The 20,538-nt window shown below is 49.2% G+C and carries 19 protein-coding genes and 2 pseudogenes; 13 read left to right on the top strand and 8 right to left on the bottom strand.

Annotated features, from left to right (window positions below; genetic code table 11):
* Positions 1–29: 29 nt before the first annotated feature.
* The 3 genes from D908_RS03325 to D908_RS03335 all read right to left on the bottom strand — a co-directional run bounded on the left by D908_RS03325 (position 30) and on the right by D908_RS03335 (position 4,485).
* Positions 30–1,193 carry a phosphoglycerate kinase gene (locus D908_RS03325; protein WP_000111263.1) on the bottom strand — a complete coding sequence of 388 codons (1,164 nt, stop codon included), beginning with the start codon at positions 1,191–1,193 and terminating at the stop codon, positions 30–32.
* Positions 1,194–1,341: 148 nt separating this feature from the next.
* Positions 1,342–2,367 carry an erythrose-4-phosphate dehydrogenase gene (epd, locus tag D908_RS03330; RefSeq protein WP_000946634.1) on the bottom strand — a complete coding sequence of 342 codons (1,026 nt, stop codon included), beginning with the start codon at positions 2,365–2,367 and terminating at the stop codon, positions 1,342–1,344.
* 159 nt (positions 2,368–2,526) lie between these two features.
* Complete coding sequence (locus D908_RS03335; RefSeq protein WP_005526785.1) at positions 2,527–4,485, bottom strand: ligand-gated channel protein; 1,959 nt, start codon at positions 4,483–4,485, stop codon at positions 2,527–2,529.
* 143 nt (positions 4,486–4,628) lie between these two features.
* Here D908_RS03335 and D908_RS03340 point away from each other — a divergent pair, with 143 nt between their 5' ends.
* Positions 4,629–5,525, top strand: coding sequence for a LysR family transcriptional regulator (locus D908_RS03340; protein WP_005526783.1), 897 nt, complete (start codon positions 4,629–4,631; stop codon positions 5,523–5,525).
* Between the two features lie 66 nt (positions 5,526–5,591).
* Here D908_RS03340 and tkt read toward each other — a convergent pair whose 3' ends face one another.
* Entirely contained in the window at positions 5,592–7,589 is a 1,998-nt protein-coding gene (tkt, locus tag D908_RS03345) for a transketolase (RefSeq protein ID WP_005526781.1), read from the bottom strand.
* Positions 7,590–7,625: 36 nt separating this feature from the next.
* Between tkt and D908_RS03350 the strand changes: the two genes are divergently transcribed.
* The 8 genes and pseudogenes from D908_RS03350 (at position 7,626) to ruvX (ending at position 13,425) form a co-directional block, all read left to right on the top strand.
* The gene (locus D908_RS03350; RefSeq protein WP_001226873.1) at positions 7,626–7,805 is read left to right on the top strand and encodes a hypothetical protein; all 180 of its coding nucleotides are present in this window, start codon (positions 7,626–7,628) and stop codon (positions 7,803–7,805) included.
* Between the two features lie 113 nt (positions 7,806–7,918).
* Entirely contained in the window at positions 7,919–9,076 is a 1,158-nt protein-coding gene (gene metK, locus D908_RS03355; protein WP_000985187.1) for a methionine adenosyltransferase, read from the top strand.
* A gap of 110 nt (positions 9,077–9,186) precedes the next feature.
* On the top strand, positions 9,187–9,675 hold the full coding sequence (locus tag D908_RS03360) for a SprT family zinc-dependent metalloprotease (RefSeq protein WP_005526774.1): 489 nt from the start codon (positions 9,187–9,189) through the stop codon (positions 9,673–9,675).
* A gap of 127 nt (positions 9,676–9,802) precedes the next feature.
* Entirely contained in the window at positions 9,803–10,498 is a 696-nt protein-coding gene (gene xds / locus D908_RS03365) for an extracellular deoxyribonuclease Dns (RefSeq protein WP_005526772.1), read from the top strand.
* Between the two features lie 138 nt (positions 10,499–10,636).
* Positions 10,637–11,367 (top strand): annotated as a pseudogene (gene rsmE, locus D908_RS03370) (16S rRNA (uracil(1498)-N(3))-methyltransferase).
* A 13-nt stretch (positions 11,368–11,380) separates the two neighbouring features.
* Positions 11,381–12,337, top strand: coding sequence for a glutathione synthase (gshB, locus tag D908_RS03375; protein ID WP_000593303.1), 957 nt, complete (start codon positions 11,381–11,383; stop codon positions 12,335–12,337).
* 35 nt (positions 12,338–12,372) lie between these two features.
* Complete coding sequence (locus tag D908_RS03380) at positions 12,373–12,936, top strand: YqgE/AlgH family protein (RefSeq protein WP_005526767.1); 564 nt, start codon at positions 12,373–12,375, stop codon at positions 12,934–12,936.
* Between the two features lie 66 nt (positions 12,937–13,002).
* Positions 13,003–13,425, top strand: a complete 423-nt coding sequence (ruvX, locus tag D908_RS03385) for a Holliday junction resolvase RuvX (RefSeq protein ID WP_005526765.1) — start codon at positions 13,003–13,005, stop codon at positions 13,423–13,425.
* A 39-nt stretch (positions 13,426–13,464) separates the two neighbouring features.
* Here ruvX and tyrS read toward each other — a convergent pair whose 3' ends face one another.
* The 4 genes from tyrS to D908_RS03405 form a co-directional block, all read right to left on the bottom strand.
* Positions 13,465–14,745: a tyrosine--tRNA ligase gene (gene tyrS, locus D908_RS03390; protein ID WP_005526763.1), complete on the bottom strand. Its 1,281-nt coding sequence runs from the start codon at positions 14,743–14,745 to the stop codon at positions 13,465–13,467.
* Positions 14,746–14,853: 108 nt separating this feature from the next.
* Entirely contained in the window at positions 14,854–15,657 is an 804-nt protein-coding gene (locus tag D908_RS03395; RefSeq protein ID WP_082321051.1) for a helix-turn-helix transcriptional regulator, read from the bottom strand.
* Positions 15,658–15,769: 112 nt separating this feature from the next.
* Positions 15,770–16,876 carry a PilT/PilU family type 4a pilus ATPase gene (locus tag D908_RS03400; RefSeq protein ID WP_000422570.1) on the bottom strand — a complete coding sequence of 369 codons (1,107 nt, stop codon included), beginning with the start codon at positions 16,874–16,876 and terminating at the stop codon, positions 15,770–15,772.
* Positions 16,877–16,890: 14 nt separating this feature from the next.
* On the bottom strand, positions 16,891–17,928 hold the full coding sequence (locus D908_RS03405; protein WP_005526760.1) for a type IV pilus twitching motility protein PilT: 1,038 nt from the start codon (positions 17,926–17,928) through the stop codon (positions 16,891–16,893).
* Positions 17,929–17,953: 25 nt separating this feature from the next.
* Here D908_RS03405 and D908_RS03410 point away from each other — a divergent pair, with 25 nt between their 5' ends.
* From D908_RS03410 to yggU, 4 genes and pseudogenes are all read left to right on the top strand, one after another.
* The gene (locus tag D908_RS03410) at positions 17,954–18,664 is read left to right on the top strand and encodes a YggS family pyridoxal phosphate-dependent enzyme (protein WP_005526759.1); all 711 of its coding nucleotides are present in this window, start codon (positions 17,954–17,956) and stop codon (positions 18,662–18,664) included.
* A gap of 54 nt (positions 18,665–18,718) precedes the next feature.
* On the top strand, positions 18,719–19,537 hold the full coding sequence (gene proC / locus D908_RS03415) for a pyrroline-5-carboxylate reductase (RefSeq protein WP_005526757.1): 819 nt from the start codon (positions 18,719–18,721) through the stop codon (positions 19,535–19,537).
* Between the two features lie 57 nt (positions 19,538–19,594).
* Positions 19,595–20,153: pseudogene (locus tag D908_RS03420) on the top strand (YggT family protein).
* Positions 20,153–20,446, top strand: coding sequence for a DUF167 family protein YggU (gene yggU, locus D908_RS03425; RefSeq protein WP_005526753.1), 294 nt, complete (start codon positions 20,153–20,155; stop codon positions 20,444–20,446). The pseudogene D908_RS03420 and the gene yggU overlap by 1 nt, the downstream one beginning before the upstream one ends.
* Positions 20,447–20,538: the final 92 nt, after the last annotated feature.

Raw genomic sequence — 20,538 nt, 5'->3', positions numbered from 1 at the left:
GGGAGTTTTCCCCCGCTTTCATTCGATTATTACGCTTTAGCGCGTGCTTCCAGCATTTCTACTGCAGGCAGTTTTTTACCTTCAACGAACTCAAGGAACGCACCGCCGCCAGTAGAGATGTAAGAAACCTCAGCTTTGATACCGAACTTGTCGATCGCCGCTAGGGTGTCACCACCGCCCGCAACAGAGAAGCCTTCTGATTTCGCGATTGCTTCTGCAATACCACGAGTACCTGCTTCAAAGTTCTTGAACTCGAATACACCTACAGGGCCGTTCCACAGGATAGTTTTCGCGTTTTTCAGGATCTCAGCCAGTTCAGCCGTTGAGTTTGGACCCAAGTCGAAAATCATATCGTCGTCTTGAACTTCAGAAACGTGTTTGATTTCAGCTTCTGCGTTCTCATCGAATGCTTTTGCACACGCAACGTCGGTCGCAACTGGAATTGCACACTCTTCCATCAGTTTTTTCGCAGTATCCACTAGGTCTGCTTCGTACAGAGACTTACCTACATTATGGCCTGCTGCTGCGATGAAGGTGTTCGCGATACCACCGCCAACAACCAGTTGGTCAGCGATTTTTGACAGTGACTCAAGCACAGTCAGTTTAGTAGAAACTTTTGAACCACCAACGATAGCGACCATTGGACGAGCTGGCTTGTCCATCGCTTTGCCTAGTGCTTCCAGTTCGTCTGCCAACAGAGGGCCTGCACAAGCGATAGGAGCAAACATACCTACGCCGTGAGTAGAAGCTTGTGCACGGTGAGCTGTACCAAACGCATCCATTACAAACACGTCACACAGTGCTGCGTATTTCTTAGACAGAGCTTCTTCGTTTTTCTTTTCGCCTTTGTTGAAACGAACGTTTTCCAGAACAACCAATTCACCTGCGTTCAGTTCAACACCATCGATGTAGTCTTTAACTAGGCGAACTTCGCAGTCTAGTGCATCGTTCAGGTAGTTAACCACTGGTAGTAGAGAGAACTCCTCAGCATACTCACCTTCAGTTGGGCGACCCAGGTGAGAAGTGACCATTACTTTAGCGCCCGCTTCCAAGCAGTGCTTGATTGTTGGTAGAGACGCAAGGATACGTGCATCAGAAGTCACTTTGCCGTCTTTTACTGGTACGTTCAGGTCAGCACGGATAAATACGCGTTTACCTGCAAGATCCAGGTCAATCATCTTGATTACAGACATGATTTGTCCTCTCAAACTATTTAAAGAAATGAAAATTCTGCAACTCGGCGACCCTGCCGAGTCGGTAAATTCTTAGCTGTTTACCGATATGGGGATGCGTTCCTCGGGTTTCAATGTACAAACCTGATTTGAAGTGCATGCTTGGCCGTTACTGCGTGGCCTGCATTGCCAAAGCGGTATCTAACATCCGGTTGGCAAAGCCCCATTCGTTATCACACCATACGAGCATTTTCACTAACTGCCCGTTACTGACTCTCGTTTGTGTTCCATCCACAATCGCACTGTGTGGATCGTGGTTAAAATCGATGGAAACCAAAGGCGCTTCAGTATAGTCAACAATGCCACGTAATGTACACTGAGATGCGTTCACAATGGTTTGATTTACGTCATTAACTTTCACATTTGATTTAATTGTGACACTTAAATCCATCGCAGTCACATTTACTGTGGGTACGCGCACCGAAATCGCTTCAAATTTGTTAGAAAATTTCGGAAATATTCTTTCTATACCTTTGTGCAGCTTAGTATCCACAGGAATGATGGATTGGCTCGCAGCACGGGTACGGCGCAAGTCAGTATGGTATGCATCAATCACTTGTTGATCGTTCATCGAAGAATGGATAGTGGTGATGGTGCCAGAATCAATTCCAAATGCGTCATCCAACACTTTGATAATCGGCACAATGCAGTTGGTTGTGCAGGATCCGTTAGAAACGATTTTATGCTCAGCCGTTAAGGTTTCATGGTTAACACCATAGATGATGGTGTTATCGAGATCACTGGCTCCCGGATGTGAAAACAACACTAACCTGGCTCCAGCATCAATATGCTTTTGACCATCTTCCTGACAACCAAATACGCCAGTACAGTCGAGTACCAAATCAACGCCTAAATCGCGCCAAGGCAAGAGTGGAATTTCAGAAAGGTGCAGAATGCGGATCGGATCATACTCACCATTTTGGTGATGAACGTAGATATGTTGCTGGTCATGGGTAATTTTTTTGCCGAAGCGGCCGTGGCTCGTATCGTACTGAAGGAGATGCGCCATCGCATCCGGTTTGGCAAGTTCATTAACCGCAACGACTTGAATGCGATCACTTTTACCACTTTCATACACGGCGCGTAACACGTTACGCCCAATGCGCCCAAAACCGTTAATTGCTACCCTCAGCATCTTGTACCGCCTATCGCTATCAGATTGGCTGGCAATAGTAACCGATAGTCCTCTGTTTGGCACGGCGATCCTGTGCAATAAATGATTCAATCACAGAATCACCGTCTAAGGCAGAGGATTGAGAAAACACCCAATCCTCTGGGAGCGATGCTCCATCTATTAAAACGCAATATCCAAACCTAGCCAGTAACGACGGCCATCTTCCACATAACCATATTCTGCATAGTTCACGTCCTGATCAAACAGGTTGTACACCGCTGCTTTAATGGTCGCGGTATCAGTTAAAGCGTAAGTAATACCAGTATCGATAAAGGTGTAGCTTGGCGCGATGAAATCATTATTCGACGCACCACCTTCAGGCTGCATCTCCTTGCCACGATAGTTGAGGTTTGCCCAACTGTTTAGGCGATCTGTGGTTTGCCAGCTCAAGTTGGCATTGAACAGATGCTTAGGTAACTGCAGTAGCGGACGGCCAGCAAAATTCCCGGTTTTCTGCTCCGAGTGGGTGTAAGTGTAGCTAGATGACAACTCAATGGTTTCCGTAATTGGCAAGCTTAAGGTTGCCTCTGCACCATAGGTTTCGGCTTCATCAATATTCACACGATAAGTAGGATCCGCGCCCCATTGGTTTGGCCCATCGGTACAGATATTGGCAGGGCAAGTGACGCGAGTGATCTTATCTTTAAAATTATTATGGAAAGCGGTCAACGATACCGCGAGACCCGTGCCAGCGCTGTACACCAAGCTCAACTCTTTATTAACGGAAGTTTCAGGCTTGAGATTAGGGTTGCCGTAAATATTACCGCCGCCACTGACTTGCCCCCAATCCGGCGTCACCTCGCGCAACTGTGGCGCGCGGAAGCCAGTTGAGACACCACCTTTCACTGTCCATGCTGAATCAAGATTCCACACCCCATAAACACGTGGGCTGAAATGACTACCGTAGTTTTTGTCATGATCCAGACGGCCACCAAAGGTCAGACGAAATTGCTCGACGAGTGCCCATTCATCTTCAATAAATCCCGCCCATTGGCTGTTCGAAATATGCGTACGAGCCGAAATTTTGTTGGAGGTTTTATCCTCTAAACTCTCGTATTTCCCTTCTAAACCGAAACTCAGCATATGATCGCCGATAGGAGTCACTAAAGTGGATTTGAACACCGTATTATCAATGCTCATTTCACGAGACTGATTGGTGTTTTCTTCGTATTGCAGATAGGTATCGGATTGCCCAACACTCTGCCAATCCCCTTGGTGAGAAACGGCAATATGGTTGCGGCGGTACTGGTTATCGGTGTTGCTGCACGTACCACGACATCCGCTCGATTGCGCCGACTTGCCAACGTTATTTTGGCGATCTTGCGCCGAAACACCAGCCTCAAGCTGCAACTGGTGCTCAGGATTGAGCTGATAGTTGAGCTTTGAGGTCAAACTGCGTAGAGACTTATCGCCATAACCACGCTCAATTTCATCTTCATCACGTTGCGTTGCTTGTCCATAAACTTGCAGCGATAGAGCATCACTTAAAGGGCCTGTCACAAAAAAGTTAGCACTCTGCTCATCGCCAGAGGCGCGATTCTCTTGCGCCACAGTGGACAGCTGAACATTCCCCGACCACTGCTGCTGATCTTTACGGGTGATGATGTTAATTACCCCACCAATCGCATCAGAGCCGTACAGCGTAGACATCGGGCCGCGGATCACTTCAATGCGCTCAATCGCTTGCAGAGGCGGCAACCAACCTTGTTCAATACCCGGCCCATCACTGTTTGGACGAGTCTGACGCGAGGTTTGACGTTTACCATCCACCAAAATCAAAGTGTAGCTTGAGCCCATACCACGAATGCTGATATCGGTTTTATCACCGCCGCCCGTTACGGTCACGCCCGGAACGCCTTTTAGTGCATCAGTCACATCACGGTAATAGCGTGATTCCAGATCTTCTCTTGAAATCACACTGATACTCGCAGGAGCATTTTGAATGGCTTGCGCGTATCCAGCCGCGGTTACCACCATGGTTTCATCCGCTTTTGCCGCATCTTGAGCATAAGCGTTAGCTGAAATTATTAAGCCAAGTGTCACGGATAAACTGACAGGGGATGGATTGAATCTGGACATTTACCACTCCTTTAAATGATAATTATTCTTAATCTCATGGCGGATTATTCATAAATCCGCTCCCGGAGATAGATCGACAGATGGAATAGTGCGGTCCAAATATGGAACGTCCGTTGTAATTATTCTTTAAGAGTCAAATAGCTATGCAAGATCTCAGCTCCGTAAAAGCCTTCCATGCGCTTTGCCAACATAAGAGCCTGACTGCCGCCGCCAAGGCGCTTGAGCAGCCTAAATCGACTTTGAGCCGCCGTTTAGCGCAGCTTGAGGAGGATTTAGGACAAAGCTTGTTGATGCGTCAGGGCAACCGCTTAACACTCACCAAAGCAGGTGAAGTGTTTGCTGTTTACTCAGAGCAGTTACTTGAACTGGCGCATAAAAGTCAGGAAGCGTTGCAGGAATTGAATAATCAGGTCACTGGTGAACTCACGTTGGTCGTGCACCCCAATTTGATCCGCGGCTGGCTCAGCCAAGTGTTGGATGAGTTTATGCAGCAGCATTCGACATTGAAGATCCGTTTACTTAGCCAATTTCAGCATGGTGATGCGGTATTTGAGCCAGATTTGATCATCTGGATTGATAACACAGCTCCTATGGGCTATCGCAAAGAACGACTCGGCCATTGGCGATACGCAGCCTACGCCTCTCCCAAATACTTGACACATCGGGATAAACCCAACCACCCTCGAGAGCTTATCCATCACCCGTGGATTGATTTTATTGCGTTTCGACAAGCCGCTGTTGCATTGCATCATCCACAACTCGGCAGCTATGAATTACCTGCGCTGGAGAGCCGTTTACAAAGCGATAATCTTGCGATGCAAGCCGATGCAATTGCCAAAGGTCGCGGTATTGGTTTGCTCCCGACTTGGTTTGCCAATGGGTTTGAACGAGCCCACCCGGGGAGTGTGATTTCTTGCGTTGATGGGTGGCAATCTCAACCCACAGAAATTAACTGCTTTTATCCACTCGGTCGACACCCACTTCGGCTTCGCCTATTTATTGATGCACTACGCCAAGCAAGGCCTGATGAGTGGCAATAAAAAATCCCGCCGAAGCGGGATTTTAGTTATCAATCATTTCTTTGCTTCACAAAGAATGGCGTTCAATTACGCCAGCAGTTCTTTGGCTTGTTTCACCACATTTTCAGTAGTGAAACCAAACAGTTTGAACAGTTCACCGGCTGGCGCTGATTCACCAAAGCTAGTCATGCCGATGATGCGACCACCAAAGCCAACATACTTGTACCAGAAGTCGGCAATACCGGCTTCAATCGCGATACGCTTGGTCACTGCCGCTGGCAGAACTGCTTCACGGTAGGCTGCATCTTGCTTATCAAACGCATCGGTGGATGGCATAGACACCACGCGCACCGCTTTACCTTCGGCGCTCAGTTGCTCGTAAGCCGCAACCGCGAGTTCCACTTCAGAGCCTGTGGCAATCAGAATTAGTTCAGGTTGGCCTACACAATCTTTCAGGATATAGCCACCTTTGGCGATGTTCGCGACTTGCTCAGCGCTGCGTGGTTGCTGTGCGAGGTTTTGACGCGAGAAAATCAGCGCAGATGGCGCATCTTTACGCTCAATCGCCAGTTTCCACGCCACTGCCGATTCTACTTGGTCACACGGACGCCATGTGCTCATGTTTGGCGTCATACGCAGGGAAGCGATTTGCTCAACCGGTTGGTGGGTTGGACCATCTTCACCCAGACCAATCGAGTCGTGCGTGTAAACTTGGATGTTTTGCACTTTCATCAGTGCCGCCATACGCATGGCGTTACGGGCGTATTCCATAAACATCAGGAAGGTCGCGCCGTAAGGGACGAAACCGCCGTGCAGCGCGATACCATTGATGATGGCCGTCATACCAAACTCACGTACACCGTAGTGGATGTAGTTACCAGAGAAGTCGTTTGTTTCCAAAGACTTCGAGCCAGACCACATGGTGAGGTTAGAAGGTGCTAGGTCAGCTGAGCCGCCCATAAATTCTGGCAGCAGTTTGCCGAACGCTTCCAACGCGTTTTGTGATGCTTTACGCGAAGCGATGTTGGCAGGGTTGGCTTGCAGGTTGGCGATAATCTCGCTGGTGGCCGCTTCCCAATTGGCTGGCAGTTCACCGGCTACGCGGCGTTTGTATTCAGCGGCTTCGGCTGGGTAAGCTTTCGCGTAAGCGGCGAATTTCTCATCCCAAGCGGCTTCTTTGCTTGCGCCTGCTGCTTTGGCATCCCACGCTGCGTAGATGTCAGCCGGGATTTCAAAAGGAGCGTATTCCCAACCTAGGAATTCACGCGCGGCTTTGATTTCATCGTTGCCCAGTGGTGCGCCGTGACAGTCGTGTGAACCTGCTTTATTTGGTGAGCCGAAACCGATGATGGTTTTAGCACAAATCAGCGTTGGGCGAGAAGTTTCTGCTTTCGCCGCTTCAATCGCTGCGTTAATCGCGTCCGCATCGTGACCATCAACTGCTGGGATTACGTGCCAGCCGTAAGCTTCAAAGCGTTTTGGTGTGTCGTCTGAGAACCAGCCTTCAACGTGACCGTCGATAGAGATACCGTTGTCATCCCAGAACGCAATCAGTTTGCCAAGGCCAAGAGTGCCAGCTAGTGAACACGCTTCGTGCGAAATGCCTTCCATCAAACAGCCGTCACCCATGAATACATAAGTGAAGTGGTCAACGATGTCATGACCCGGTTTGTTGAACTGCGCTGCCAGTGCTTTCTCAGCAATCGCCATACCTACGGCATTAGTGATGCCTTGACCCAGTGGGCCAGTAGTGGTTTCGATGCCCGGTGCGTAACCGTACTCTGGGTGACCCGGTGTTTTGGAGTGCAGTTGACGGAAGTTTTTCAAATCGTCAATCGACAGCTCATAACCGCTCAGGTGCAGCAGCGAGTAAATCAGCATTGAGCCGTGGCCGTTAGACAGTACGAAACGGTCGCGGTCAGCCCAATTGGGGTTTTGTGGGTTGTGGTTCAAGTGTGAACGCCACAGCACTTCGGCGATATCCGCCATGCCCATTGGGGCTCCCGGGTGACCAGAGTTAGCTTTTTGAACGCCGTCCATGCTCAGGGCACGGATAGCATTGGCAAGTTGTTTGCGAGAAGACATGTCGGCTCCTAAATTGGAAATAAGCGATATGAATGGATGCGAAAAATAAGTGGCGGCTATTGTCGCAAAGCCCCTTTGCTGCTGCAAACGATTTACTGGTGCTTTGCTCCAATTTGGTCACACTTTTCAGCACATTCTCGCTTTGTAGTGGCAAAGCTGACTTTTTTAAGCAAACGTTTGGTTGTAAGCGAAACAGAAAAAGAGCTTGTAATTTGAGCATTCGGCACTAAAATAGCCGTCTAGATGTAGAAACGCCTACAAAATGTACGAAATTGATCGGTAGCGCCACTTCATGCCGTTACCGAATAACCACAAATATTGGAGCTATCATGGCGATTAAGCACCTGTTTACTTCAGAATCCGTATCAGAAGGCCATCCAGATAAAATTGCAGACCAGATCTCTGATGCAGTGTTGGACGCAATTCTTGAGCAAGATCCTAAAGCTCGCGTTGCTTGCGAAACTTACGTAAAAACTGGCATGGTGATGGTGGGTGGTGAAATCACTACTTCCGCTTGGGTTGATATCGAAGAGTTAACTCGTCAGACCGTTCGTGAAATTGGTTACGTGCACTCAGACATGGGCTTTGATGCCAACTCTTGTGCGGTACTGAACACCATCGGTAAGCAATCGCCAGACATCAACCAAGGTGTTGATAAAGCCGATCCTAAAGAGCAAGGCGCGGGCGACCAAGGCATCATGTTTGGTTATGCAACTAACGAAACTGAAGTGCTGATGCCAGCACCAATCACCTACGCACACCGTCTGATGCAGCGCCAAGCAGAAGTTCGTAAAAACGGCACGCTGCCATGGTTGCGTCCAGATGCAAAATCTCAGGTGACCTTCCAGTACGACCAAGGCAAGATCGTGGGTATTGATGCAGTGGTTCTGTCTACTCAACACTGTGACTCCATCTCAACGCCTGACCTGCGTGAAGCGGTAATGGAAGAGATCATCAAGCCTGTTCTGCCAGCAGAATGGTTGAGCAAAGAGACCAAATACTTCATCAACCCAACGGGTCGTTTCGTGATCGGTGGTCCTATGGGTGACTGTGGTCTGACGGGTCGTAAGATCATCGTTGATACCTACGGCGGCGCAGCTCGTCACGGTGGCGGTGCATTCTCTGGTAAAGATCCATCCAAGGTTGACCGTTCAGCGGCTTACGCAGCGCGTTACGTTGCGAAAAACATCGTTGCTGCTGGTATGGCTGATCGTTGTGAAATCCAACTGTCTTACGCCATCGGTGTTGCTGATCCAACGTCGATCATGGTGGAAACTTTCGGTACTGAAAAAGTATCACAAGAGATCATCATCGAAGCCGTTCGTCAGTTCTTCGACCTGCGTCCATACGGTCTGCAAGAGATGCTGAACCTACTGCAACCTATCTACAAGAAAACCGCAGCTTACGGTCACTTCGGCCGTGAAGAATTCCCTTGGGAAGCGACAGACAAAGCCGCGCTACTGCGTGACTTCGCTGGTCTAAAGTAAGCATTATTTCAAGTAATCGCTGACAAGCAGTGATGATTGCAATACAGTTCAAGGCTCTTTCTAATGAAAGGGCCTTTTTTATGACGTTGCAATAAAAGTGAGTACTCGTAATGGTTCGTTTTGATCTGCACTGCCAAGCTGAGCAGAGAGTCAAACAGTGTATCGCCACCGCCAGCGAGACTTTGCAACGCCCTTTTAAACTACCTAAGCTCAACTACCGTTTACGCGGGCGCGCCGCGGGTAAAGCCTATTTACAGCTGTGGGAAATTCGTCTTAATCCGGTGCTGTTTGCCGAAAACGTCGATGACTTCCTCCAGCAAGTGATCCCACACGAAATCGCTCATCTCATTACTTATCAGCTTTATGGACGAGTACGTCCACACGGTGCCGAATGGCAACAAGTGATGAAACAGGTGTTTCAACTCGAACCCAAAACCACCCACACGTTTTCTGTTGCCTCTGTGCAAGGTAAAACCTTCCATTACCGCTGTGCATGCCGCGAATATCCGCTCACCATTCGTCGTCACAATAAAGTGCTGCGCGGTGAAGCCACGTATCGCTGCCAAAGCTGCCAACAAAACTTGATCTACCAATCCTAACCTTTAATTGGCTGAGGCCACCTCTATAGGCTTTGCCTTGCTCTCGCTAAAAACTAACAAAAGCATCAACGACAAAGGTAATTTATGAGTGTTAGACTGATAAAAAACCCACTTATCTACGTCTATCATGCTGATTATCCGTTTAATAACCGCTTTTATGGCGAGCTTGCCTCTTCTCACCTTTGCCGCCCCCATGTCTTTTAGTCATGCGAAAAATGAAGCGGTGAAGATTTATCGTGATCATCCGGTCTCTTTTTACTGTGGCTGCGACATTCGCTGGCAAGGCAAAAAAGGCATCCCGGATCTGGAGAGTTGCGGCTATCAAGTACGTAAAAATGAGAATCGTGCTTCGCGTATTGAATGGGAACATGTAGTCCCAGCTTGGCAATTTGGTCATCAGCTTCAATGCTGGCAACAAGGTGGCCGCAAAAACTGCACACGTACTAGCCCTGAGTTCAATCAGATGGAAGCGGATCTGCACAACCTTACTCCGGCGATTGGCGAAGTGAATAGCGATCGTTCCAACTTCAATTTCAGTCAGTGGAATGGCGTCGATGGCGTCACCTACGGCCAATGCGAAATGCAAGTGAACTTCAAAGAGCGCAAAGCCATGCCGCCAGAGCGTGCACGCGGGGCGATTGCTCGCACTTATCTGTATATGAGTGAGCAGTACGGTTTGCGACTTTCCAAAGCGCAAAACCAATTAATGCAGGCATGGAACAATCAGTATCCGGTCAGCGAATGGGAATGTGTGCGTGACCAACGGATTGAAAAAGTGCAAGGCAACTCGAACCGCTTTGTGCGTGAACAATGCCCGAACTGATTGGCAGAATCTCACCCTGCCCCCTTGTATTTTGCCCAACTTGCATCCATGTTAGAGGCCAGATATGCCTCTTCCAACTGAAGTTGCCGCTTTACGTTGGAAGAAGGTAACCTCGTTTAATGATTAGGAATTATCCGCATGCGCATCCCACGAATTTATCATCCAGAACCGATCCACCAGCTTGGCACCGTAGCCTGAGTGAAGATGCCGCAGGGCATATCGGTCGCGTATTGCGTATGCAAGCTGGACAAGAAGTGCTGCTGTTCGATGGCTTTGGGGCTGAATTCCCAGCCGTGATCAGTGAAGTCGGCAAAAAACAGGTGTTGGTCAATATCACCGAACGCGTGGAGAACAGCATTGAATCGCCCCTCGATCTACATCTTGGTCAAGTGATTTCACGCGGCGATAAGATGGAGTTCACCATCCAAAAATCGGTGGAATTGGGTGTCACTACCATCACGCCTCTGCTTTCTGAGCGTTGTGGCGTGAAACTAGATGAAAAACGCTTCGAGAAGAAGATCCAGCAGTGGCAGAAAATTGCGATCAGCGCTTGTGAGCAGTGTGGCCGTAATACCGTACCGGAAATCCGCCCAATTATGGATCTCGAAGCTTGGTGTTCAGAGCCAACCGAGGCACTAAAACTCAATTTGCACCCACGCGCTAAATACTCGATCAATACCTTACCCACCCCAGTGAGCAAAGTTCGTTTGCTGATTGGTCCTGAAGGCGGCTTGTCAGCGGAAGAAATTGATATGACACGCCGTTACCAGTTTGAAGAAACCTTATTAGGCCCACGAGTACTGCGCACAGAAACGGCGGCACTCACGGCGATAACTGCACTACAAGTTCGTTTCGGCGATCTTGGCTAAATGGAGATAAACCATGATTAAACTCGGTATTGTGATGGATCCCATCGCTTCCATTAACATCAAAAAAGATTCCAGCTTTGCCATGATGCTTGAAGCGCAGCGTCGCGGTTATGAAATCCATTATATGGAAATGAATGATCTACACTTAGATCAAGGTGTGGCACTGGCCGATACTAAAGTTGTCGAGCTGAAAGAAGATCCAAACGGTTGGTATCAATTCAAATCCGAGCAAACTATCGCCCTTTCTGAATTGGATGCGATTTTAATGCGTAAGGATCCTCCTTTCGACACTGAATACATCTACGCAACCTACATTTTGGAACGTGCGGAAGATGAAGGCGTGTTAGTGGTGAACAAACCACAAAGCCTGCGCGATTGTAATGAAAAACTGTTCACTGCTTGGTTCCCTGAGCTTACGCCCATCACTATGGTGACGCGCAAAGCCGAGAAAATTAAAGCCTTCCGTGAACAGCATGGGGATGTAATTCTAAAACCCCTCGATGGTATGGGCGGTGCTTCGATTTTCCGCGTTAAAGAGGGCGATCCTAACCTCTCAGTGATCATCGAAACCTTAACCAACCACGGCCAGAATTACTGCATGGCGCAGACGTTTGTGCCAGATATCAGCAACGGTGACAAACGCATTTTGGTAGTTGATGGTGAACCTATGCCTTACTGCTTGGCGCGTATTCCAGCCAAAGGTGAAACCCGCGGTAACTTGGCTGCCGGCGGTCGTGGTGAGCCTCGCCCACTGAGTGAAACCGATAAGAAAATTGCCCTAGCGGTTGCACCGACCCTAAAAGAGAAAGGGCTATTGTTTGTAGGCTTGGATGTCATTGGCGATAAACTGACCGAAATTAACGTCACCAGCCCGACCTGTATTCGAGAGATTGAAGCTGCGTACGATATTTCAATCACAGGCAAGTTGATGGATGCCATCGAGCGTCGCCTTAAAGCGGCAGCAATGTGAGCAGCCACAGCAGTGAAATAGAGGTTGGACACAGTATGAATCTTACCAATCATTTTCTGGTTGCCATGCCGAGCATGAAGGATCCTTACTTCAAGCGCAGCGTGATTTATATCTGCGAGCACAACCAAGATGGCGCAATGGGGTTAATGATCAATGCGCCGATCGATATTACGGTCGGCGGCATGCTCAAGCAGGTTGATATCGAACCGGCTTACCCACAGTCTCACCAAGAGAGTCTGAAAAAGCCGGTGTTTAATGGTGGTCCGGTATCGGAAGATCGTGGGTTTATTCTGCATCGTCCGCGCGATCACTACGAATCGAGCATGAACATGACCGATGACATCGCCGTCACAACCTCGAAGGATATTCTCACTGTACTCGGTACCGAGGCGGAGCCTGAAGGCTACATTGTCGCGCTCGGCTATTCCGGTTGGTCTGCTGGCCAGTTAGAGGTGGAACTCACCGAAAACTCGTGGCTAACCATAGAAGCGGATCCTGAGCTGATTTTTAACACGCCCGTGCATGAGAAATGGCAAAAGGCGATCCAAAAACTCGGCATCTCTCCTGCGCAGCTTTCCAGCGACGCCGGACACGCCTAACCAAATCAAAGGCTGCTATCACGCAGCCTCATTTTTACTGTCATTTTTTATTGAAAGAGAAACACCATGTCACGTACCGTTATGGCCTTTGATTACGGCACCAAAAGCATTGGCAGTGCAATCGGCCAAGAGATCACTGGCACGGCTTCACCGCTGAAAGCGTTTAAAGCCAATGATGGCATCCCCAATTGGGATGAAATTGAAAAGCAAATCAAAGAGTGGCAACCAAATTTATTGATTGTTGGCCTACCAACCGATCTGCACGGCAAAGATCTGGAAACCATCACCCCACGCGCGAAGAAATTTGCCCAGCGTTTGCATGGCCGTTTTGGTTTGCCTGTGAAACTGCATGATGAGCGCCTTTCCACCACCGAAGCGCGCGCAGAACTTTTCGCCATGGGCGGTTACAAAGCACTGAGCAAAGGCAATGTTGACTGCCAATCGGCGGTGATCATTCTGGAAAGTTGGTTTGAAAGTCAGTGGGGCTAACCCCACTGCTTTTTTCTTGGCCGAGAAGAACCGCTGTGATTACTCAGTTAAGCCTTCCAATTTGATCAAAGCAAACTGCTTCTTACCGCGTTGCAGCACGTAGTAGCGATCAAACAGCGCAAAGCCGGATAAGACGCCTTCTTGCTGTACTCGCTCACCATTGACACGAATCGCCCCATTCTCCAACCACTCACGTGCTTGGCGCTTGGAGCTGGCTAAACCTGAGGTGAGCAGCAAATCGAGTAAGGTGTCGGTGCGTGATGCCGCCACACAAGGCAAACCATCCAGTTCCAACTGACGCAACTCACTTAAGCTGAGATAGCTTAAGTCGCCGCTAAACAGCGCTTGAGTAATACGCTGCGCCGCAGCGAGTCCCTCTTCACCATGCACAAAACGGGTCACCTGTTCCGCCAAAATCTGCTGCGCTTGTGGTTTGCCTTCACGTAACGCATCAGCTTGGCGGATTTCCTCAATCTCAGCCGTGCTTAAAAAGGTGTAATACGCCAAGAAGCGGTACACATCCGCATCATCACTGTTTAACCAAAACTGGTAGAAGCGATACGGCGAGGTTTTGCTGCTCTCTAACCACACGGCGCCACTTTCAGTTTTACCAAATTTAGTGCCATCGGATTTGGTTATGAGCGGCAGAGTTAAACCACCGACTTCAGTACCATTGAGACGGCGGGTCAAATCAATCCCGCTGACAATATTGCCCCACTGATCATTGCCACCAATTTGCAGCGCGCAACCAAACTCACGATTGAGATGCGCAAAGTCATAGGATTGCAGTAAAGAGTAACTGAACTCGGTAAAGGAGATACCTTGATCCGGACGCGCTAAACGCTGTTTCACCGACTCACGATTGATCATGGTGTTGACTGAAAAGTGTTTACCCACATCGCGGAAAAAATCGATCAGATTGATCCTGCCGATCCAATCAGCATTATTAACAGTAATGAGCAATGTTGGGTTCTCGCTCTGCGAGGCCATCAATTGCGTGATTTGCTGACTTAAGTCACTCACCCATTGCTGCACGGTTTGCGCACTATTGAGCACCCGCTCGTTAGCTTTAAAGCTTGGATCGCCAATCATGCCTGTGGCGCCACCGATGAGGGCAATAGCTTGGTGTCCGGCGTTTTGAAAACGCTTAAGCATCAGCAGTGGAACCAGATGACCTATGTGTAAACTGCCTGCGGTGGGATCAAAACCGCAATACAGCACTTGCGGCGTAGCAAAGCGCTCAACCAGCGCTTCCAGAGGTGTGCTTTGCGCGATCAAACCGCGCTGCTGTAAATCATCAAAAAGTTGCTGTGAATTCATTCTGCCTCCCAAAAGTCTTGCCAAGCAGAGTAACCAACTTTAAACATCGGGAGCGATGTCCCTAAAGGGACAATCTTAGTGATTGACGACCGAGGGAAGAAAGACATCCTAGCCCGCTGCAGCGCCGATCAGATGATTGAGAAACAGTTGAAACAGCTCACTCAACGAGCTGACATGCAATTGGGCATAGATGCGTTTACGATGATTTTTGACTGTGCCGTGGCTGATTGCCAACGCATCGGCAATCTCTTGCGAGTCTAAACCTTGAATGAGCAATGCGGTGATCTCCTGCTCACGCGGGCTTAAACGCTGCGCGCCAAAACTCTGGATCGCCTGCTCAACCCAAATCCGTAACTCTTGGCTTTGCTGCGCACTTTCAGCTAACCGCAGTGGCTGCTGCTGCCAATGCTGCTGGCATAACGCTTCCAGCACCGTAAACCGCTGTTGCAACGCGGCAATCTGTTCGCGTGGAAAAGAGCGCGGCTTAAAGCAGCCGAGATACACCACAATCGAACGATCTCCATCCAGATTGACCACCAAACTCACTTCATCTTGCCAGCCGGTTTGCGCATAAAACTGGTGTTGATAGGCTTTTTGCTGTGGACTGAGCGGCATTAAATCGGAGAGATGAAACACACCTGAGCGTGCATTTTGTTCGAGTGCGATATAGAAAGGATCATCAAGATAGGCGTGAGTCAGATAACGCTGAAACAGCAGCTCACGCTGGGTCGAGAGCGAGTCATACAGATAAATCGGATGTTTTTTAGGGCGATAACCCAAGATCACCGCACAATCAAAATCATCAATACAACGCAACACAGCCACGAGGCGAGACGTAAATTGCGGCGTCTTTAACGCCGCAATCGCGTCACCTAATGCGAGATATTCTTGAGTCGTGATCTGCATGCGCACTCCACCTATTCAGCCGAGAAAGTGGCAGTATGCACAATCCAGACTCGAAGCTCTATCCCAAACTCGCTTGAGTTGCAGGGAGTGAAAGCAAAGCGCACAAAGCAACCAACCGCTACTCCATATCGATCTTCACATTCTGCAAAGATCCGCTGCCGTAGTTATCACCACGCTTGGTTTTGAGCATCAAACGCAGATCGTTGGCCGAATCCGCACTGTGCAGGGCATCTTGCTCGCTGATTTTGTCGTCCACCACCAGTTGGTACAAGGCTTGGTCGAAGGTCTGCATGCCTACTTCTTTGGAACGCGCCATCGTCGTTTTAAGCTCATGCAGATCGCCGCGGCGAATCAAATCCGCGACTCGTGGACTATTGAGCAGAACTTCAAACACCCCATGTCGCCCTTTGCCGTTTTTATCGCGCAACAGTTGCTGGCCAATCACCCCTTTTAGGTTGAGTGACAAGTCGAGCAAGAACTGCTCACGCTGTTCTTTCGGCACTAAATGCAAAATCCGCTCTAAAGCTTGGTTGGCGTTGTTGGCGTGCAGTGTGGCCATACACAAATGCCCCGTTTCCGCGAAGGTCATCGCGTATTGCATGGTTTCTCGGCTGCGAATTTCACCAATCAAAATCATATCCGGTGCTTGGCGCAGCGAGTTTTTCAACGCCACTTCATAGCTTTCAGTATCTAAGCCGACTTCTCGTTGGGTGACGATACAACGCTTATGTTCATGCACAAACTCAATCGGATCTTCGACCGTCAATATATGCCCGGTGCGGTGCTGATTACGATAGCCGGTCATGGCTGCCATAGTGGTCGATTTACCCGAACCGGTTGCGCCTACCACCAAAACTAAACCGCGTTTCGCGATCGCTAAATTTTGCAGTACCGCGGGTAATTTCAGCTCTTCAAAGGTGGGAATACGCGTTTCAATCCGGCGGATCACCGCTCCCGGCAATTCACGTTGGAAAAACGCACTCACCCGGAAACGGCCACTTTCGCGTACTACAGCAAAGTTCGCTTCACGCGTCTGCTTAAATTCCGCTTGTCTCGCGTCATCCATCATTGCATGCAGTAAGGTCGTCACATCCGCCAAACTGAGCACTTCACCTTGCGCGCGCAATTCACCATCGACCCGATATAAAATCGGCGCTCCAACGGTGATGTAAAGATCCGATGCTTTATGGCTCAGCATCCCATCTAGATATTGATTCAACTCCATCTGTGTTTACCTACCTAAAATGCTTTTAAATCCAACTCGATTTTGCTCTGCACTTCTTGCGCATCCACCACGCCACGCGCAATCAGTTGCTTCGCATTTTGCTCCATCGTCTGCATGCCATGAGCGGCACCGGTTTGGATGATCGAATACATCTGCGCCACCTTATCTTCACGGATCAAGTTACGGATTGCCGGAGTCGCCAGCATGATTTCATGGCAAGCAACACGGCCACCACCAACTCGTTTCAGTAGCTTTTGTGCGATAACTGCACGCAGAGATTCAGAAAGCATTGAGCGCACCATGTCTTTATCGCTACCGGGAAACACGTCGATAATACGGTCGATGGTTTTTGCCGCCGAGCTGGTGTGCAGTGTACCAAACACCAAGTGACCCGTTTCTGCCGCGGTAAGCGCCAAGCTAATGGTTTCTTGGTCACGCAGCTCACCAACCAGAATCACATCTGGGTCTTCACGCAATGCCGAGCGCAGGGCATTTTTAAAACTATGGGTATCACGGTGCACTTCGCGTTGGTTGATCAAACACTTATTGTTGCTGTGTACAAATTCAATCGGATCTTCAATGGTCAAAATGTGCTTGTTATGGTGGGCATTCACGTAATCAACCATCGCCGCGAGCGTGGTGGATTTACCCGAACCGGTAGGTCCAGTGACCAGCACTAAGCCTTTTTCATAATTGGCGATCTTGGTAAAAATCTCAGGAGCTTCAAGCAGATCTAACGTTGGGATCACCGTCGGAATGGTACGAAATACCGCAGAGCATCCGCGCGATTGGTGAAACGCGTTAACCCGGAAGCGGCCAACGTTGGGTAATTCAAAAGAAAAATCGACTTCTAATTTTTCTTCATATTCACTGCGCTGGGCATCATTCATTATTTCAAATACCAAGCGATGTACGTCAGAATGAGTAAAAGCAGGCACGCCGAGCTTCCTAACTTCACCATCAATCCGTACCATAGGTGGAACACCTGCAGAAAGATGTAGATCTGACGCGTTATGCTTTACACTAAATTCCAGTAACTCAGCGATATCCATTTAAATTCCTTAATAAAGTCTGGCTATGCGTAGTATTCAACAAAACATTGAACATATCACTGCACAGATCGAAAGCGCACAACAAAAGTGTGGACGCGCTCGAAGCGCTGTGCAACTTCTCGCGGTAAGCAAAACCAAACCTGTCGAGGCTATTCTTGAAGCAACCCAAGCAGGACAACGCTGCTTTGGTGAGAATTATGTGCAAGAAGGCGTCGATAAAATCCGCTATTTTGCCGAGCATCATCCGCAATTAGCGCTGGAGTGGCACTTTATCGGCCCACTACAGTCGAATAAAACGCGCTTGGTGGCGGAACATTTTGACTGGGTACACACCATTGAGCGCGAAAAAATTGCCTTGCGCCTCAATGAACAGCGCCCTGCGGATATGCCGCCGCTGCAAGTGCTGATTCAGGTGAACACCAGCGGTGAAGCCTCAAAATCTGGTATCGAACCGGAACAATTATTTACATTAGCTGAATTGATTTCTGGCCTGCCAAACCTCACGTTAAGAGGACTGATGTCAATCCCAGAAAACGTGCCGGATTACCCTGCGCAACTGGCGGCTTTTACGCAATTAGCCGAGTTGCAGCAACAACTGGCACAGAAATACCCACACATTGATACCTTATCAATGGGCATGAGTGGCGATATGCAAGCCGCAATTGAAGCTGGCAGCACCATTGTGCGGATTGGTACGGCGATTTTTGGTGAGCGTGATTACAGCCGCAACGCTTAGTACTGGGATCGCCCGTAGTGACAAGTGAAACCACTTTAGATTTGAGAGCATCGAATGGAACAGAGAAGCATCGCCTTTATCGGCGCAGGAAACATGGCGCGCGCCATTATTGCGGGATTGATTGCCAGTGGTTATGCCGCGAATAAAATCGTCGCGACCGCTCCTTCACTCACGCGCCGCGAGCCTCTTGAAGCGCAATATGGCATTCGCACCACCAGCGATAACCTTGCTGCGGCGCAAGAAGCCGATGTGGTGGTGTTAGCGGTAAAACCACAACTGATGGCAGACGTGTGTAAGCCACTGCAAACAGTCGATTTCTCTGGAAAATTAGTTATCTCGATTGCAGCAGGCGTATCGGTGAAACGACTCAATGAAATGCTGGCAACGCAACTGCATTTAGTGCGTGTGATGCCGAATACCCCTTCGCTGGTTAATCGTGGTATGAGTGGCTTGTATGCGCCAGATTCAGTGAGTGAAGCGGATAAAACCTTTACCACTCAACTGATGCAAAGCGTCGGTGAAGTGTGCTGGGTGACTGAAGAATCCGGCATCAACAGCGTGATTGCTGCCGCAGGTAGCGCTCCCGCTTATTTCTTCTTGTTTATGCAAGCCATGCAGCAAGAAGCCATGGCACAAGGCTTTGATGAAGCGACCGCACGCTTGCTGGTACAGCAATCTGCACTTGGTGCGGCTGAAATGGTGAAAGCAAACCCAGAAACATCACTAGCGACGCTGCGTGAGCAAGTGACGTCAAAAGGCGGCACGACAGCGCAAGCGATCCAGACTTTTAACGATCACCAACTCAGCGATATCGTCGCGAAAGCAATGCAAGCGGCCGTCGCTCGCGCGCAGGAAATGGAACAACTGTTTTAACGTTAAGGCCGCGACTTTCCATTCTGTTTGCGGCATCAAAATCAATAAGGGCAACTTATGAATGCAATGAGTTTTCTCATCAACACACTGTTTGATCTCTATATCATGGTGGTCATTTTGTCGCATTTGGCTACAAGCCGCTCGCGCCGATTTCTACAATCCGTTTTCGCAATTTATTGTTAAAGCCACACAACCCGTGGTTGGCCCACTACGCCGCGTAATCCCTTCATTGGGTAGCATGGATCTCGCTACCGTGCTGTTTGCCTATGTACTCTGCGTTCTGAAATACGTGGCTTTGGTACTGATTGCTTCTGGTGGAGCCGTCACTTTCAGTGCCGATTTCCTATTCCTCGGCCTGCTTTCATTAATTAAAGCCGCAGGTGGTTTGCTGTTCTGGGTATTGCTGATCCGCGCTATCCTGAGCTGGGTAAGCCAAGGCCGTAGCCCAATCGAGTACGTTTTCCACCAACTGACTGAACCTATGCTCGCACCAATCCGCCGCATTATTCCGGTGATGGGCGGCTTTGATCTCAGCGTACTGGTGCTGTTTATTGTGCTGCAATTTGCCAACTTCCTGATGGGCGATTTTATTGGCCCTATCTGGTATCAGTTGTAATGGCAGCCGTATGGCGAGAAGGGGATGATTTACTGCTGCGACTCTATATTCAACCGAAAGCGAGCCGCGACAGCATTGTCGGCCTGCATGATGAGGAACTCAAAGTCGCCATCACTGCTCCGCCAATTGATGGTAAAGCCAATGCACACTTGAGCAAGTTTCTCGCTAAACAGTGCAAGGTAGCAAAAGGTTCAGTGGTGATCGAAAAGGGCGAACTTGGACGACACAAACAAGTGCGCATCCAGCAGCCCAGCCAGATCCCACCTGAAATTGCAGCACTTCTCGAGTCGTAATACTCAATCGAAGTTAAAGCCAATACCGCGGCAACTTCAAGAAGACGATATACTCCCTCTAACGAGGGAGTTTTTTCACAAGGAGAATCGGT

Source organism: Vibrio mimicus CAIM 602 (genome assembly GCF_000338875.1).
GTDB lineage: Bacteria > Pseudomonadota > Gammaproteobacteria > Enterobacterales > Vibrionaceae > Vibrio > Vibrio mimicus.
The sequence above is the reverse complement of the archived record's forward strand: the minus strand, read 5'-3'. Positions and strand labels throughout refer to the sequence as shown.